This window comes from Nocardiopsis changdeensis (assembly GCF_018316655.1).
Lineage (GTDB): Bacteria > Actinomycetota > Actinomycetes > Streptosporangiales > Streptosporangiaceae > Nocardiopsis > Nocardiopsis changdeensis.
Genome location: NZ_CP074133.1, coordinates 6,333,974 through 6,351,244, shown reverse-complemented (window position 1 = coordinate 6,351,244; position 17,271 = coordinate 6,333,974). Strand labels below are relative to the sequence as shown.

11 protein-coding genes are annotated in these 17,271 nt (G+C 69.9%); 10 read left to right on the top strand and 1 reads right to left on the bottom strand.

The features are described from left to right. The first annotated feature begins 75 nt into the window (after nucleotides 1-75). The 4 genes from secE (at nucleotide 76) to rplA (ending at nucleotide 2,891) form a co-directional block, all read left to right on the top strand. Nucleotides 76-330, top strand: a complete 255-nt coding sequence (secE, locus tag KGD84_RS28465; RefSeq protein WP_220563413.1) for a preprotein translocase subunit SecE — start codon at nucleotides 76-78, stop codon at nucleotides 328-330. Nucleotides 331-607: 277 nt separating this feature from the next. Beyond that, nucleotides 608-1,414: a transcription termination/antitermination protein NusG gene (gene nusG / locus KGD84_RS28460; protein WP_220563412.1), complete on the top strand. Its 807-nt coding sequence runs from the start codon at nucleotides 608-610 to the stop codon at nucleotides 1,412-1,414. 252 nt (nucleotides 1,415-1,666) lie between these two features. Continuing rightward, a complete protein-coding gene (gene rplK, locus KGD84_RS28455; RefSeq protein WP_220563411.1) occupies nucleotides 1,667-2,095 on the top strand; it encodes a 50S ribosomal protein L11 in 429 nt (142 codons plus the stop codon). A gap of 118 nt (nucleotides 2,096-2,213) precedes the next feature. Further along, the gene (gene rplA / locus KGD84_RS28450; RefSeq protein WP_220563410.1) at nucleotides 2,214-2,891 is read left to right on the top strand and encodes a 50S ribosomal protein L1; all 678 of its coding nucleotides are present in this window, start codon (nucleotides 2,214-2,216) and stop codon (nucleotides 2,889-2,891) included. Nucleotides 2,892-3,000: 109 nt separating this feature from the next. Here rplA and KGD84_RS28445 read toward each other — a convergent pair whose 3' ends face one another. Then, entirely contained in the window at nucleotides 3,001-3,864 is an 864-nt protein-coding gene (locus KGD84_RS28445) for an SCO4651 family lipoprotein (RefSeq protein ID WP_220563409.1), read from the bottom strand. A gap of 467 nt (nucleotides 3,865-4,331) precedes the next feature. Between KGD84_RS28445 and rplJ the strand changes: the two genes are divergently transcribed. The 6 genes from rplJ to rpsL all read left to right on the top strand — a co-directional run bounded on the left by rplJ (nucleotide 4,332) and on the right by rpsL (nucleotide 17,271). Next, on the top strand, nucleotides 4,332-4,859 hold the full coding sequence (rplJ, locus tag KGD84_RS28440; protein WP_220563408.1) for a 50S ribosomal protein L10: 528 nt from the start codon (nucleotides 4,332-4,334) through the stop codon (nucleotides 4,857-4,859). 97 nt (nucleotides 4,860-4,956) lie between these two features. Next, a complete protein-coding gene (gene rplL, locus KGD84_RS28435; RefSeq protein ID WP_220563407.1) occupies nucleotides 4,957-5,346 on the top strand; it encodes a 50S ribosomal protein L7/L12 in 390 nt (129 codons plus the stop codon). A 676-nt stretch (nucleotides 5,347-6,022) separates the two neighbouring features. Then, nucleotides 6,023-9,490, top strand: a complete 3,468-nt coding sequence (gene rpoB / locus KGD84_RS28430) for a DNA-directed RNA polymerase subunit beta (RefSeq protein WP_220563406.1) — start codon at nucleotides 6,023-6,025, stop codon at nucleotides 9,488-9,490. Nucleotides 9,491-9,524: 34 nt separating this feature from the next. Then, on the top strand, nucleotides 9,525-13,403 hold the full coding sequence (locus KGD84_RS28425; protein WP_220563405.1) for a DNA-directed RNA polymerase subunit beta': 3,879 nt from the start codon (nucleotides 9,525-9,527) through the stop codon (nucleotides 13,401-13,403). A gap of 124 nt (nucleotides 13,404-13,527) precedes the next feature. Beyond that, on the top strand, nucleotides 13,528-16,455 hold the full coding sequence (locus tag KGD84_RS28420) for a hypothetical protein (RefSeq protein ID WP_220563404.1): 2,928 nt from the start codon (nucleotides 13,528-13,530) through the stop codon (nucleotides 16,453-16,455). Nucleotides 16,456-16,899: 444 nt separating this feature from the next. Then, on the top strand, nucleotides 16,900-17,271 hold the full coding sequence (gene rpsL / locus KGD84_RS28415; RefSeq protein ID WP_017538026.1) for a 30S ribosomal protein S12: 372 nt from the start codon (nucleotides 16,900-16,902) through the stop codon (nucleotides 17,269-17,271).

The following is a 17,271-nucleotide window of genomic DNA, read 5'->3' as shown; positions in this document are numbered from 1 at the left end:
CCTGACCGGCCGCTTCGTCGCGCGAACGGGCTTTCCTGCTATCTCGGGGATGACCCGCGACCCTAAGGACCCCAGGTGACTCAGACTGACGCCGACGCCAAGCCCGGCAAGGAGCCCACGCGCCGCACCGGTCCGGTGACGTTCACCAAGCAGGTCGTCGGCGAGCTGCGCAAGGTGCGCTGGCCCACGCGCCGCGAGCTGGTCACCTACACCATCGTGGTCCTGGTCTTCGTGGTCATGATCCTGGGTTACGTCTCGCTCCTCGACTGGGGCTTCGGCGAGGCCGTCACCTGGCTCTACGGCACCTTCGGCACCCCCGAGGGCCTCTAGCGCCACCCGGCCGGCCACCCGGTCGGCCCGTCCCCCCGAGGGGGGCACCGATCTCACAGGCCGCGTTCCGCCCCGTGCGGGACGCGGCCTCGCCCGTGCGCGGGTTGGCCCCGGGTCGCGCCGGGAGAGCTTAAGCTGACAGGACCGGGTCCCGAACCGGGCGCCCCGCGCGGCGTTCCGGCCCCGGCGCAGCGCAGAACCGCTGGGCATCGAGAAACGCTGGGCGGAACCGAGGAGGGGCCGCGCAGCGCACCCGACGAGAGAAAGAGCAGCAGCCGTGTCCGAGTCCCCACTGACCAATGACGACTTCCCCGAAGAGGAGCCGGGTCAGTCGTCGGCGGAAGCGACCGGCCTGGCGGGCGAGCCGTCCGAGGAGGCCGCGCAGGCCGACTCCGACGGCGCCGAGCTGACCGACGCCGAACCGACCGACGTCGAGCCGGCGGACGACGAGGACGCGGAGGAGGCCGAGGAGGCCCCGCGCCCCGACCCCGTCGAGGAGTTCAAGAACGAGCTCTTCCTGCTCCCCGGCGACTGGTACGTCGTGCACACCTACGCGGGGTACGAGAAGCGGGTCAAGGCCAACGTCGAGAGCCGCACCCAGTCCCTCAACATGGAGGAGTACATCTTCCAGGTCGAGGTCCCCGAGCACCAGGTCACCGAGGTCAAGAGCGGCAAGCGCCAGCAGGTCACCGAGAAGGTCCTGCCCGGCTACGTGCTCGTCCGCATGGACCTCACCGACGAGTCCTGGTCGGCCATCCGCAACACCCCCGGCGTGACCGGCTTCGTGGGCCTGTCCAACAAGCCCGCCCCGCTCAGCCTCACCGAGGTCGCCAAGCTGCTGGCGCCCGAGCCGGAGGAGGAGCCGGAGCAGGTCCAGAAGGCCAGGACCGGCGGCGTGGAGGTCCGCTCCGACGTCGCCTACGAGATCGGCGAGTCCGTCACGGTCATGGAGGGCCCGTTCGCGACCCTGCCCGCCACCGTGAGCGAGATCAACCCCGACACCCAGAAGCTCAAGGTGCTGGTGTCGATCTTCGGCCGCGAGACCCCGGTCGAGCTGTCGTTCAACCAGGTCGCCAAGATCTGATCCGGCGACCGCGCCCGGGTACTCGCCCGGGCGGCGTAGACTTGGTGGGTCCGCCTCGTGCGGACCCACTCGCGTGTCCGGCCCCCGGCCGGGCGCGCACGGCCCGCCCGGTCCCGGCGGGCCGCGGCCCGGCGCCTTCACCGCCGGGCGCAGTTCCTCCCGCAGCGGTGGTTCCCCGGCCGTCCCCGGCCGCGCGGCGCCCCTGGGAGGACAGGGACCGGCACACAACGCAGATCAGGCAAAGGACCCGATATGCCTCCGAAGAAGAAACTGGCCGCACTCGTCAAGGTGCAGCTGCCCGCCGGTCAGGCGACCCCGGCTCCGCCCGTCGGTACCGCTCTCGGTCCGCACGGCGTCAACATCATGGACTTCTGCAAGCAGTACAACGCTGCCACGGAGTCCCAGCGCGGCAACGTGATCCCGGTCGAGATCTCGATCTACGAGGACCGGTCCTTCACCTTCGTCACGAAGACGCCGCCGGCGCCGAAGCTGATCCTGAAGGCCGCGGGCCTGGACAAGGCCGCCACCGACCCGGGTCGCAGCACGGCCGGTTCCATCACCGCCGAGCAGGTCCGCGAGATCGCGCAGACCAAGCTGCCCGACCTCAACACCGACGACATCGAGGCCGCCGCCAAGATCGTCGCCGGCACCGCCCGCTCGATGGGCATCGAGGTCAAGTAGCCCCGTCATCCGGCCGCGTACACCGGCCGGGCGAGGGATGCTCGACAGTTCCAGAACCGAATCGTGGCAGGGCCTCGCGCTGGCCCACAGACCACACGTTCCCCATAAGGAGAACAGCGTGAAGCGCAGCAAGAACCACCGCAAAGCCAGCGAGCTGGTGGACCGCGAGAAGCAGTACGCCCCCACCGAGGCCGTGAAGCTGGCCAAGGAGACCTCCACCACCAAGTTCGACGCGACCGTCGAGGTGGCCCTGCGCCTGGGCGTCGACCCGCGCAAGGCCGACCAGATGGTCCGCGGCACCGTCAACCTGCCGCACGGCACCGGCAAGACCGCACGGGTCCTGGTCTTCGCGACCGGTGAGCGTGCCGAGCAGGCTCTGGCCGCGGGCGCCGACATCATCGGCGACGACGAGATGATCGAGAAGGTGGCCAAGGGCTTCACCGACTTCGACGCCGTCGTCGCCACCCCGGACCTCATGGGCAAGGTCGGTCGCCTCGGCCGCGTCCTGGGTCCGCGCGGCCTGATGCCGAACCCCAAGACGGGCACGGTCACCCCCGACGTGGCCAAGGCCGTCACCGACATCAAGGGCGGCAAGATCGAGTTCCGCGTGGACCGCCACGGGAACCTGCACTTCATCATCGGCAAGGCCTCCTTCGGCGAGCAGCAGCTGCTGGAGAACTACCAGGCCGCCATCGACGAGGTGACCCGTCTCAAGCCGTCCGCCGCCAAGGGGCGCTACATCAAGAAGGCCGTGGTCTCCACGACCATGGGCCCGAGCATCCCGCTCGAGGTCTGACGGTCCTCCTGACACGGACGGCCCCCGGCTCCTCTCGGAGCCGGGGGCCGTCGCCGTTCCCGGGGCCGGCGGACCCGGCGGGCGCCCGGGGGAGGGGCGCCGCGGGCGGCTACATGTCGCTGATCTGGTCCTCGGACGGGATCTCGAACGAGGTGGTGCCGATCCCGGAGAACTCCATCTCCAGGGTCTCGCCGTTGTCGTCGACGCTCATACGCATGGGGAAGCCGTCCTCGGAGATCCAGAGGGAGACCTCCAGGCTCTCGTCCACGGCGCCCCCGAGGAGGTCCTTGATGGCGGCCTTGGGAGCGGCGTCCAGGGCGGCCGCCTCCTCCTCGGTGAGGACGATCTCGACCACGGTCGTGGGGACGCCGTCGACATCCTCCGTACCGGTCTCCTCGGCCTGCTCGATCCCCGCGAACGCACCCACCATGTCGGGCAGCCCCTGGATGTCGAACAGCTCGTCCGGGTGCAGGTCCGAAGCGTCCTCTCCGGTGTCCCGGACCCAGGGGGTGTCGGCCTCGTACATGCCGATGTGGTCGGAGAAGATGGTCTCGCCGTCCGGCAACACGATCATGACCTGGGTGCCCAGCTCCTCCTCGGTGAGGCCCAGGTCCTCCCCGGCCATGGCGAGCGTCTCCGCCAGCATCTCCCCGAGTTCGGGCATCACCATGGTGATCTGCATCGCCTGCGGGTCGTCCATGACCTCGTAGGTCAGCTCGACGTCGAGCTCGCCCAGTTCGGGGTCGGGCACCGTCATCGAGAGGACGAAGGTGTAGTCGGTCATCTCGGCGGTGTTCTCGCCCAGGGAGTTCAGCAGGTCGAGGATGCCGCCTCCGCCGTTCTCTCCGGCGGGGGTCTCGGCTGCGGCCTCGGTGGCCTCCTCGGTCGGCTCGGGCGCCTCCTCGGCGCCGCAGGCGGCGAGGGGCAGGGCCAGGATCCCGGCGGTGAACAGGGCCGGGACTCGGGTCTTCACGGTGCTGGTGTCGCTTTCTCTCAAGGGGGATGAGCACCAGAGAGCGGGGTGTGCTCGATGCCGTCGATGCTCCCACGCACAGTGGACATTCCGGGCATTCTCCTCCTGCGTCACTCGGAGGGATCCGGTCCCGCACGGCCCCGGATCCCTCCCGGATCCCCCGGTGAGCACCGTCACGGCGGGGGCTCCCGAAAACGGAGGTTCGAGCACCCTGTGGATCGGGTACGATGGTTTCTTGCCGAAGACCGCTGGTCGTCACCCGATCGGGTGACCTAAGGACCCATCCGCGATGGGCGCCCGCGCAGGTGTCACAAGAGCTTTCCCGTACCGCCCGTACGCGCTCCGCGCGATCGGACCGGATACGCGGACGTGCCCCGTGCGCCTCGCGCTCGGGGCTTTTTCTCGTGCTGACGCCCGTCGTCGCGGGTCCTTGGGAATCACCGGCGTTCAATGTTGGAAGGAGTCCCATGGCGAGGCCGGACAAGGCAGCCGCGGTCGCCGCGCTCTCGGAGGAGTTCCGGGAGTCCAGCGGTGCCGTGCTGACCGAATACCGGGGGCTCACTGTGGCTCAGCTCACCGAGCTGCGCCGTAGCCTCGGCCAGAACGCGCGTTTCTCCATCGTGAAGAACACGCTGACCAAGCTGGCGCTCAAGGAGGCCGGCGTCGACGTCCAGATCGATGATCTGCTCGTCGGCCCGTCCGCCGTCGCCTTCGTCCACGGTGACGTGGTCGAGGCCGCCAAGGGTCTGCGCGACTTCGCCAAGGCGAACTCGCCGCTGGTGATCAAGGGCGGCATCATCGACGGCAAGTCGATGACCGCCGAGGACGTCACCAAGCTGGCCGATCTGGAGTCCCGAGAGGTTCTCCTCTCGAAGCTTGCCGGCGCGCTCAAGGCCAAGCAGGGCCAGGCCGCCGCCGTCTTCCAGGCGCTGCCGTCCAAGACCGTGCGTCTCGCACAGGCTCTGGCGGACAAGCGTTCCGAGGAAGCCGCTTAAACCCTATGGACCACGGCGGGTGCCGACCGCGCCCGGCCACTGGCTCGCACGTGATGCCCCACGGCGCGCGTGTTCGTAAAGAAAGAGAGATCGCATCATGGCGAAGCTCAGCAACGAGGACCTGCTTGCCGCGTTCGAGGAGATGACCCTCCTCGAGCTGTCCGAGTTCGTGAAGCTCTTCGAGGACAAGTTCGACGTCACCGCCGCCGCTCCGGCCGCCGTCGTCGCCGCCGCCCCGGGTGCCGGTGGCGGCGCCGCCGCCGTCGAGGACGAGAAGGACGAGTTCGACGTCGTCCTCGAGTCCGCCGGCGACAAGAAGATCCAGGTCATCAAGGAGGTCCGCGGCCTCACGAGCCTGGGCCTCAAGGAGGCCAAGGACCTGGTCGACAACGCTCCGAAGCCGCTGCTCGAGGGCGTCAACAAGGAGACGGCCGAGAAGGCCAAGGCCGCCCTCGAGGGCGCCGGCGCCACCGTCACCCTCAAGTAGTCCCGTACGGGCCGCACGCGGCCCGTCGACTGCGCCTGCGCGGCCGTCCGCCCCTTCGGGGGCGGGCGGCCGCCTTCGTGTGTCCGGGGGTCCCCTGCGCGGCCCCGGGGCGCCGCCGCGCCGAACGTGAGTCCGCGACGGCGAATCTCGCGCGCGTGTGCGAAGCTGGTTCGGACCCGGGGAGCCCGCTCCGGCCCCGGACCGGGAGCGGAGCCGCCCGCGGATGCGGATCGTCCCCGGGACACGGTAATCTCCGGTGCCGGGAATCTTGAGGGGCCCGGGGGCGAGTGTTTACCCGCCCGCCCCGGGGGAACCCTTCCGGGTGTCCGATGGCTCACACGACCCCCCAGGGCCAGGGCGAGCGCACAGTCCACCGGACGGATCGGTCCCCCGCAGGGGTTGACGGATCGCCTTCCACGGGTGATCCTGCCGGTGTCGTGAGTTGCGCTGTGGACCATGAGTGGACAGCGGTGTAGTGTTCGGCTACACTGCTCTTTTGCGCTGCCCTTTGGTGATCCCTGTGCCGGTGACCGGCTGCCGACCAGCCCGTTTCGTCTGGACACGGTGCCCGTTCCCGCTCGATGTGACCGTCTCAACCGCGTTGCGGCGGTCCTTCTCGTGACGGATCGTCTGGCGTGCGCGCTTCAACCGCCACAAGCCTTCGGAAGGACCCCTGTTGGCAGCCTCGCGCAACGCCTCCGCTAACGCCCTTGGTCCGCACCGCGTTTCTTTCGCCCGTATCCAGGAACCCCTCGAGGTTCCGAACCTGCTTGCCCTGCAGACCGAGTCGTTCGACTGGCTGCTGGGCAACGACAAGTGGAAGGCCCGGGTCGAATCGGCCCGGAACGCTGGCCGCAAGGACGTTACGGAGCAGTCCGGTCTCGAAGAGATCTTCGAGGAGATCAGCCCGATCGAGGACTTCTCGGGCACGATGTCCCTGTCGTTCCGTGACCACCGGTTCGAGCCGCCCAAGAACACGGTCGACGAGTGCAAGGAACGGGACGCCACCTACTCCGCGCCGATGTTCGTCACCGCGGAGTTCATCAACAACGACACTGGTGAGATCAAGAGCCAGACGGTCTTCATGGGCGACTTCCCGCTCATGACCGACAAGGGCACCTTCATCATCAACGGCACCGAGCGTGTCGTGGTCTCCCAGCTGGTCCGCTCCCCGGGCGTCTACTTCGACAGGTCCGTCGACAAGACCACCGACAAGGACCTCTTCGGCTGCAAGGTCATCCCGTCCCGCGGTGCCTGGCTGGAGTTCGAGGTCGACAAGCGCGACTTCGTCGGCGTCCGCATCGACCGCAAGCGCAAGCAGGGCGTCACCGTCCTGCTCAAGGCCCTGGGCTGGACCACCGACCAGATCCTGGAGCGCTTCGGCCAGTACGAGTCCATCCGCAACACGCTGGAGAAGGACCCGACCGCCGGCACCGACGACGCGCTGCTGGACATCTACCGCAAGCTGCGCCCGGGAGAGCCGCCCACGAAGGAGTCGGCCCAGGCGCTGCTGGAGAACCTCTACTTCAACCCCAAGCGCTACGACCTGGCCAAGGTCGGCCGCTACAAGATCAACAAGAAGCTCGGTCTGGAGACCGACTACACGCAGGGCACGCTGACCGAAGAGGACATCGTCGCCACCATCGAGTACCTCGTGCGCCTGCACGCGGGCGAGAAGGAGCGCGAGACCCCGCTCGGCACCCTGCCGATCGAGGTCGACGACATCGACCACTTCGGCAACCGCCGCCTGCGCACCGTCGGCGAGCTCATCCAGAACCAGGTCCGCCTGGGCCTGGCCCGCATGGAGCGCGTCGTCCGCGAGCGGATGACCACCCAGGACGTCGAGGCGATCACGCCGCAGACCCTGATCAACATCCGCCCCGTCGTGGCCTCCATCAAGGAGTTCTTCGGCACCTCGCAGCTGTCGCAGTTCATGGACCAGACCAACCCGCTGGCGGGTCTGACCCACAAGCGCCGCCTGTCGGCGCTGGGCCCGGGCGGTCTGTCCCGTGAGCGCGCGGGCTTCGAGGTCCGCGACGTGCACCCGTCCCACTACGGCCGCATGTGCCCGATCGAGACCCCTGAGGGTCCCAACATCGGCCTCATCGGCTCGCTGGCCGCGTACGGGCGGGTCAACCCGTTCGGCTTCGTGGAGACCCCGTACCGCAAGGTCGTCGACGGCCGTATCACCGACCAGGTCGACTACCTCACCGCGGACGAGGAGGACCGGTTCATCATCGCGCAGGCCAATACGCCGATGAACGCCGACGGCTCCTTCGCCGAGGACCGCGTGCTCGTCCGCCGTAAGGGCGGTGAGTTCGAGCAGGTCGGCACCGACGAGGTCGACTACATGGACGTGTCGCCGCGCCAGATGGTGTCGGTCGCCACCGCCATGATCCCGTTCCTGGAGCACGACGACGCCAACCGCGCGCTCATGGGCTCCAACATGCAGCGCCAGGCCGTGCCCCTGCTGCGGGCCGAGTCCCCGTTCGTCGGCACCGGCATGGAGTACCGCGCCGCCACCGACGCCGGCGACGTCGTGCTCGCCGAGAAGGCCGGTGTGGTCGAGGACGTCACCGCCGACTACGTCACCGTGATGGCCGACGACGGCACTCGCAAGACGTACCGCCTGCACAAGTTCCAGCGCTCCAACCAGGGCACCTGCTTCAACCAGCGCCCGATCGTCACCGAGGGGCAGCGGGTCGAGGAGCGCCAGGTCCTGGCCGACGGCCCGTCCACCGACCAGGGCGAGATGTCGCTGGGCAAGAACCTCCTCGTGGCGTACATGTCGTGGGAGGGCCACAACTACGAGGACGCGATCATCCTCTCCCAGCGCCTGGTGCAGGACGACGTCCTCTCCTCGATCCACATCGAGGAGCACGAGGTCGACGCCCGCGACACCAAGCTGGGCCCGGAGGAGATCACCCGCGAGATCCCCAACGTCAGCGAGGAGGTCCTCGCGGACCTCGACGACCGGGGCATCATCCGCATCGGCGCCGAGGTCGTCGACGGCGACATCCTCGTCGGCAAGGTCACGCCCAAGGGCGAGACCGAGCTCACCCCGGAGGAGCGCCTGCTGCGCGCCATCTTCGGCGAGAAGGCCCGCGAGGTCCGCGACACCTCCCTGAAGGTGCCGCACGGCGAGTCCGGCAAGGTCATCGGCGTCAAGGTGTTCAGCCGAGAGGAGGGCGACGAGCTCGCCCCCGGCGTGAACGAGATGGTCCGCGTCTACGTGGCCCAGAAGCGCAAGATCACCGACGGCGACAAGCTCGCCGGCCGCCACGGCAACAAGGGCGTCATCTCCAAGATCCTCCCGCAGGAGGACATGCCCTTCCTGGAGGACGGCACCCCCGTCGACATCATCCTCAACCCGCTGGGCGTCCCCGGCCGGATGAACGTCGGCCAGGTGCTGGAGGTCCACCTGGGCTGGCTGGCCAAGAACGGCTGGCTGGTCGAGGGACTGGAGGAGGACTGGCAGAAGGCGCTCGACGCCATCGGCGCCACCGACGTCCCGCCGGACTCCCGGGTCGCCACGCCGGTCTTCGACGGCCTGCACGGCGACGAGCTCAGCGGCCTCATCAGCTCGGTCCGCCCGAACAAGGACGGCAACCGCCTCATCAACGAGGACGGCAAGGCCCGCCTGTTCGACGGCCGCACCGGTGAGCCCTTCGCCGAGCCCATCTCCGTCGGCTACAAGTACATCCTGAAGCTCCACCACCTCGTGGACGACAAGATCCACGCGCGCTCCACCGGCCCCTACTCCATGATCACCCAGCAGCCGCTGGGCGGTAAGGCGCAGTTCGGCGGCCAGCGCTTCGGTGAGATGGAGGTGTGGGCGCTGGAGGCCTACGGCGCCGCCTACGCCCTCCAGGAGCTGCTCACCATCAAGTCCGACGACGTGGTGGGCCGGGTCAAGGTCTACGAGGCCATCGTCAAGGGCGAGAACATCCCCGAGCCGGGCATCCCTGAGTCCTTCAAGGTGCTCATCAAGGAGATGCAGTCGCTCTGTCTGAACGTGGAGGTGCTGTCCAGTGACGGTATGTCCATCGAGATGCGGGACAGCGACGAGGACGTCTTCCGCGCGGCGGAAGAACTGGGAATCGACCTGGGTCGGCGCGAGCCGAGCAGTGTCGAAGAGGTCTAACTTCCGCATTCTTCGAGAGCAGGGGACGAATTAAGTGCTCGACGTCAACTTCTTCGACGAGCTGCGCATCGGCCTGGCCACGGCCGACGACATCCGCCAGTGGTCTCACGGCGAGGTCAAGAAGCCCGAAACCATCAACTACCGGACCCTCAAGCCCGAGAAGGACGGCCTCTTCTGCGAGAAGATCTTCGGCCCGACCCGGGACTGGGAGTGCTACTGCGGCAAGTACAAGCGCGTCCGCTTCAAGGGCATCATCTGTGAGCGCTGCGGCGTCGAGGTGACCCGCGCCAAGGTGCGCCGTGAGCGGATGGGCCACATCGAGCTGGCCGCTCCCGTCACGCACATCTGGTACTTCAAGGGCGTGCCCTCCCGCCTGGGCTACCTGCTGGACCTGGCGCCGAAGGATCTCGAGAAGATCATCTACTTCGCCGCCTACATGGTCACGTGGGTGGACACCGAGGCCCGTGAGCGCGACCTCCAGTCCCTGGAGGCGCGGATCGCGGTCGAGAAGCAGCACATGGAGCAGCGCCGCGACTCCACCATCGAGGAGCGGCACCGCAAGCTCGAGGCCGACCTGGCCGAGCTCGAGGAGCAGGGTGCCAAGGGCGACGCGCGCCGCAAGGTGCGCGAGGGCGCCGAGCGCGAGATGCGCCAGCTGCGCGACCGCGCCCAGCGCGAGATCGACCGCCTCGACGAGGTCTGGAACCGGTTCAAGAACCTCAAGGTCCAGGACCTCGAGGGCGACGAGATGCTCTACCGCGAGATGCGGGACCGCTTCGGGAAGTACTTCCGCGGCGGCATGGGCGCCCAGGCCATCCAGGACCGGCTCGCCAACTTCGAGCTGGAGGAGGAGGCCGAGAAGCTCCGCGAGACCATCCGCACCGGCAAGGGCCAGAAGAAGGCCCGCGCCCTGAAGCGGCTCAAGGTCGTCTCGGCGTTCCTCAACACCCGCAACAGCCCCATGGGCATGGTGCTGGACTGCATCCCGGTCATCCCGCCGGACCTGCGTCCGATGGTGCAGCTGGACGGTGGCCGCTTCGCGACCTCCGACCTGAACGACCTGTACCGCCGCGTCATCAACCGCAACAACCGCCTCAAGCGGCTGCTGGACCTCGGCGCGCCCGAGATCATCGTCAACAACGAGAAGCGGATGCTCCAGGAGGCCGTCGACGCGCTGTTCGACAACGGCCGCCGCGGCCGGCCCGTCACCGGGCCCGGCAACCGTCCGCTCAAGTCGCTGTCCGACATGCTCAAGGGCAAGCAGGGCCGGTTCCGCCAGAACCTGCTGGGCAAGCGCGTCGACTACTCCGGCCGTTCGGTCATCGTCGTCGGCCCGCAGCTGAAGCTGCACCAGTGCGGTCTGCCCAAGCAGATGGCCCTGGAGCTCTTCAAGCCGTTCGTGATGAAGCGCCTGGTCGACCTGAACCACGCGCAGAACATCAAGAGCGCCAAGCGCATGGTGGAGCGGTCCCGCCCCGTCGTGTGGGACGTCCTCGAAGAGGTCATCACCGAGCACCCGGTTCTGCTCAACCGCGCCCCGACCCTGCACCGCCTGGGCATCCAGGCGTTCGAGCCGCAGCTGGTCGAGGGCAAGGCCATCCAGATCCACCCGCTCGTGTGCACCGCGTTCAACGCGGACTTCGACGGCGACCAGATGGCCGTGCACCTGCCGCTGTCCGCCGAGGCCCAGGCCGAGGCGCGGCTGCTGATGCTCGCCACCAACAACATCCTCAAGCCGTCCGACGGCAAGCCCGTGACCATGCCCACCCAGGACATGATCATCGGCCTGTACTACCTGACGACGGAGCGGGCGGGGGCGACCGGCGAGGGCCGTGCGTTCCGCGGCCCCGCCGAGGCGATCATGGCCTACGACCTGGGCGACCTCGACCTGCAGGCGAAGATCCGCCTGCGCATCGAGGACGGCGCCCCGGCTCCCAAGGACTGGACGCCGCCGGAGGGCTGGCAGCCGGGCGAGGCGTACACCCTCGAGACCACCCTGGGCCGGTACCTCTTCAACGAGACCACCCCGGTGGACTACCCGTACATCAACTACCAGGTCGGCAAGAAGCAGATCTCGGTGCTGGTCAACGACCTCGCCGAGAACTACCCCAAGGTGCAGGTCGCCACGACCCTGGACGCCCTCAAGGACGCCGGTTACCGCTGGGCCACCCGGTCCGGCCTGACCATCGGCATCGAGGACGTCGTCGCGCCGCCGCAGAAGGCGGAGATCCTCGCGGGCTACGACCGCAAGGCCGACAAGATCCAGCGGGAGTACGACCGCGGCCTCATCACCGACGACGAGCGCCGCAACGAGCTCACCGAGGTGTGGACCCAGGCCACCGCCGAGGTCGCCAAGAACATGGAGGACAACTTCCCCGCCGACAACCCGGTGTGGATGATGGTCCAGTCCGGCGCCCGAGGCAACCCGATGCAGGTGCGCCAGATCGCCGGTATCCGCGGTCTGGTCTCCAACACCAAGGGTGAGACGATCCCGCGCCCGATCAAGTCCTCCTACCGCGAGGGCCTGTCCGTGCTGGAGTACTTCATCTCCACGCACGGCCAGCGCAAGGGCCTGGCCGACACCGCGCTGCGGACCGCCGACTCGGGTTACCTGACCCGTCGTCTGGTGGACGTCGCCCAGGACGTCATCGTCCGGGAGATCGACTGCGGCACCGACCGGTCGCTGTGGCACGAGATCGGCGAGAAGAACGCCGCCGGCGTCGTCGTGCGCAAGCACAACGTCGAGAACACCGGCTTCGGCCGCACCCTGGCCGAGGACGTCCTCGACGCCAACGGCGACCTGGTGCTGCCGGCGCTGGCGGACACCTCCGAGCAGAACATCGACAAGCTGATCGCCGCCGGGGTCACCCGGGTGCGCATCCGCTCGTCGCTGACCTGCGAGGCGAAGATCGGCGTCTGCACCACCTGCTACGGCCGCTCCATGGCGACCGGCAAGCCGGTGGACGTCGGCGAGGCGATCGGCATCATCGCGGCCCAGTCCATCGGTGAGCCCGGCACCCAGCTGACCATGCGGACCTTCCACATGGGCGGTTCGGCCGGTCAGGACATCACCCACGGTCTGCCCCGTGTCCAGGAGCTCTTCGAGGCCCGCATCCCCAAGGGTGTGGCCCCGATCTCCGAGGTCGAGGGTCGGATCCGGATCGACGACACCGAGAAGAGCCGCAAGATCGTCGTCATCCCCGACGACGGCACCGACGAGATCGCCTACCCGGTCCCCATGCGCGCCCAGCGCCTGGTGGACGAGGGCGACCACGTCAAGGTGGGCCAGCAGCTCATCCAGGGTGCGATCAACCCGCACGAGGTCCTGCGCATCCAGGGTCCGCGCGCGGTGCAGCAGCACCTGGTGTCCGAGGTCCAGGAGGTGTACAAGTCGCAGGGTGTGTCCATCCACGACAAGCACATCGAGATCATCGTGCGCCAGATGCTCAAGCGCGTGAACATCCTGGAGTCGGGCGACACCGAGCTGCTGCCCGGTGAGATGGTCGAGCGGCCCAAGTTCGAGCAGATCAACCGCCGTGTCGTCGCCGAGGGCGGACAGCCCGCGGCCGGCCGCCCGGTGCTGCTCGGCATCACCAAGGCGTCGCTGGCCACCGAGTCGTGGCTGTCGGCGGCCTCCTTCCAGGAGACCACCCGCGTGCTCACCGAGAACGCGATCCACGGCAAGAGCGACCCGCTGCTCGGCCTCAAGGAGAACGTCATCATCGGTAAGCTCATCCCGGCCGGTACGGGCATCCCCCAGTACCGCAACATCCGGGTGGAGCCCACCGAGGAGGCCAAGGCCTCGATGTACTCGGTCTCCGGTTACGAGGAGCCGAGCGAGTACACCTTCGGGCAGGGCTCCGGCGAGGCCGTGCCGCTGGAGGAGTACGACTTCGGGCCGTACAACCGGTAGCGAAGTGAACTGACGGCGGCGGCGTGCCGCCCCTTCCGGGGGGCGGTACCGCCGCCGTTCGGTTGTAACGAGGGGTCCGTGACACGGGCCGGGGAGAGGGCGCCACGGCGCCGGCGGGAGAGGCATGACTGATAACGGGGGCGGACGGGATTCCGGCGGTGGCGCTTCGTGGTTCAAGCCGAGTGAGGACCGCCACCTCAAGCAGTCGGACTACCAGGACCCGCTCGAGGGACAGGAACAGCAGCAGGGGGACACGGTCTTCCCGGACAGCGGGGGGTACGCGGGCCTGAGCTCGTCGCGCCCCGCCCTGGCGGACCCGTACCCGGAGGCACTGGGCGGGCCTCCCGCGGAACCGCCCAACCCGCTGTCCTACCCGGGCGCGGGGGACGCGGCCTACCGGCCGCTCACCCGTATCCCGGGGGAGGACACCGAACCGAAGACCCAGGAGATCCCGGTCCTGCGCCCGGACTCCGGTCCCCTGTGGACCGACACCCCCGGCTCCGGTGGCGCCCCCTCGGCCCCCGGGGCCGGGGACCGGGGCGGCGAGCGCGCCCCCTGGGACGCCGACGGCGCCGCGACGGCCGGGGACGCCGATCTGCGCGGCCCCGCCGCCGTGGACGCCTCCTGGGACGCCGCCGGTACGGCCGGCGCCGATCTGCGCGACCCTGTCGCCCCCGGGCGCGGAAGCGCCCCCTGGGAGGCGGACCCCGACCTGGACGGCGGCCGCACCCCCGCCTGGGACGCCGATGACCGCGGCTCCCGGGGCGCCGAGGAGGCCGACGGCCTCCGTGAGTCCGCCGGGTACCCGAACACCGCGTGGGACTCGGACGGCCGCGGCGGTACGGACCTCGGTGATGAGCGTGCGCCGTGGGGCGCCGATGCCCCGGCCGACGACCCGCGAGGCCCTGTCGCCCCCGGGCGCGGGAGCGCCCCCTGGGAGGCGGATCCCGACCTGGACGGCGGCCGCACTCCGGCCTGGGAGCCCGCCGGGGACACCGATCCCCGCGAGCCCGTCGGATACCCGAACACCTCCTGGGAGGCGGACGGCCGCAACGGCGGCGCGGACCTTCGCGGTGAGCGCGCCCCCTGGGACGCCGCCGCTCCTGTGGACGACCTGCGCGGCCCCGCCGCCGGGCGTGAGGACGCTTCCTGGGAGGCGGACGCCGCCCTGGACGGCGGCCGCACCGCTGCTTGGGACGCGGACGGCCGCGACGGCGCCGGCCTTCGCGGTGAGCGTGCGCCGTGGGGCGCCGACGCTCCTGTCGAGGACCTGCGCGCTCCCGCCGCCGGGCGTGAGGACGCTCCCTGGGAGGCGGACGCCACCCTGGACGGCGGCCGCACCGCTGCTTGGGACGCGGACGATCGCAGCGGTGGCGCGGACCTTCGCGGTGAGCGTGCGCCGTGGGGCGCCGACGCTCCTGTCGAGGACCTGCGCGGTCCCGCCGGACGCGAGGGCGCCCCTTGGGAGGCGGATCCCGCCCTGGACGGCGGCCGCGGCGGCGCCGGCCTTCGCAGTGAGCGTGCCCCCTGGGACGCCGACGGGGACGACGGCCTCGGCCGGCCTGCGGGGTACCCGGACACCTCGTGGGACGCGGACGACCGTAACGGCGGCGCGGACCCGCTCGGCGAGCGCGGGCCGTGGGACTCCGACTCCGCCGGTGTGGACGACGATCTGCGCGGTCCCGCCGCCGGGCGCGGTGACGCCTCCTGGGGGGCGGACCCCGACCTGGACGGCGATCGCGGCGGCGCCGGCCTTCGCGAGGGCGGCTCCACCTGGGACACCGATCTCCGTGAGTCCGCCGGGTACCCGGGCACCTCGTGGGATGCGGACGGCCGCAGTGGTGGCGCGGACCTTCGTGGTGAGCGCGGTCCCTGGGACGGCGACTCCGCGGGCGTGGACGACGACCTGCGCGGTCCCGCCGCCGGGCGCGGTGACGCCTCCTGGGAGGCGGACCCCGACCTGGACGGCGGCCGCACCCCGGCCTGGGAGCCCGACGGGGACACCGATCTCCGTGAGTCCGCCGGGTACCCGAACACCTCGTGGGACGCGGACGACCGCAATGGCGGCGCGGACCCGCTCGGTGAGCGCGGTCCGTGGGACGCAGACGCGGACCCGCTGGGCGAGCGCACGTCCGCCCGGAGCGGCGGGATCGACCCGCTGACGGACGACTCCTACGGCTCGCGCGGCGCCGACGACCGCGGCTCCTCCTGGGGGCCGCAGGCCGATCCGCTGAGCGACGACCGCGGGACCGGCTGGGATGACGACCCGCTCCGTGACGGGGACGCGGCCCCGGGGGAGGAGGACCCCTGGGGGTGGAGCCGGAACGCCGACGGCGACCCCGGCCCCGTGCGGGTGCCCGACTCCCGGGAGGAGCGCGCCTCCGCGCCCTGGACCGACGTGCCCGAGCCCGACGCCTGGGAGGGCGAGGCGCCCGGCGCCTCCGGCAACACCTGGGCGTTCGACCGGGACGACCCGCGGCTCCCCGACGTGGTGCGCGAGGCCGAGCGGCGGCGGCGCGAGGAGGCCGGGCCGGAGGAGGACCCGCTGGCGGCGATCGCCGACATGCAGTCCCGCGCCCGGGCCGAGGAGCCCGAGGCCACGCAGATGATCGCGCCGGTGGCGGACGCCCCGGAGGAGGATCCGGAGTACGACGACGGCTTCACCCCCGCCGACTACGGCATGCCGGTCAAGCCCAAGGCGAAGAAGCGGAAAAAGGACCCCATCGCCGAGGAGTTCCCCGGCTTCGAGGACCGTCCGCTCGGCGGCGAGGCCGGCGACCCCTACCCCGGCTACGACAGCGTCGACTTCCTCGCCGACACCGAGCGGGGGGCGGTCCTCACCATGTGGCTGGGCGTCGCCTCGCTGATCCCCGGTGTCGGCCTCGTCACCGCCCTGCTCGCCCTGCTGGTCACCGGACCCAAGGCCAAGCGGGCGATCCGGGCCTCCAACGGGCAGCTGGACGGGCTCGGCCTCATCACCGGAGGCACCGTTTTCGCGGTGATCGGCATCCTGGTCACCGTGATCTCCGTCGCGGTCTGGCTGCTCCTGTAGAGACGGCGGCCGCTCCCTGTGACAATGGTCGGAGGGAGCGGCCGCTGTGCTATACCCGGCTCCGGTGGAAAACCGGGGCGAAGCAACGCCGGGACGGCGTAGACTGGTGGCGACCCACGGCTACGTGAGGACCGGTTCCGCTGTCCTCGCCATGTCGCACACCGTTTTGACCGCCTAGAGGGTAGACGGTAGCCTGTGTGATTGTGCCCGTGAGTCGACGGGTCACACGTGTGTGTGCGGCGCCCCGGCCTTCGAGGGCCTGCGGCGCGCAGCGCACGTGAACCCCCTCCCGTGAAAATCGGCCCCCTTTCAGGGTGTGCGTCGTGCGTCCGAACGAGCGCGACACGCCCGACAGCGTGGGTCGGGGAGGTTCGGGAAATCCAGCAGGTCAATAGCGATACGGCTACGAGAACCGGCGTAGGTCACGAGGAAGACGGAGACGCGGTGCCCACCATCCAGCAGCTGGTCCGCAAGGGCCGACAGGACAAGGTCGCAAAGAACAAGACCCCGGCGCTGAAGGGGAGTCCGCAGCGTCGTGGTGTGTGCACGCGCGTTTACACCACCACGCCGAAGAAGCCGAACTCCGCCCTGCGCAAGGTCGCTCGCGTGAAGCTGAGCAGCGGGATCGAGGTCACGGCCTACATCCCCGGTATCGGTCACAACCTCCAGGAGCACAGCATCGTGCTGGTGCGCGGTGGTCGTGTGAAGGACCTGCCGGGTGTCCGCTACCGAATCGTCCGCGGTTCGCTCGACACCCAGGGTGTCCGTAACCGCAAGCAGGCGCGTAGCCGTTACGGCGCCAAGAAGGAGAAGTAA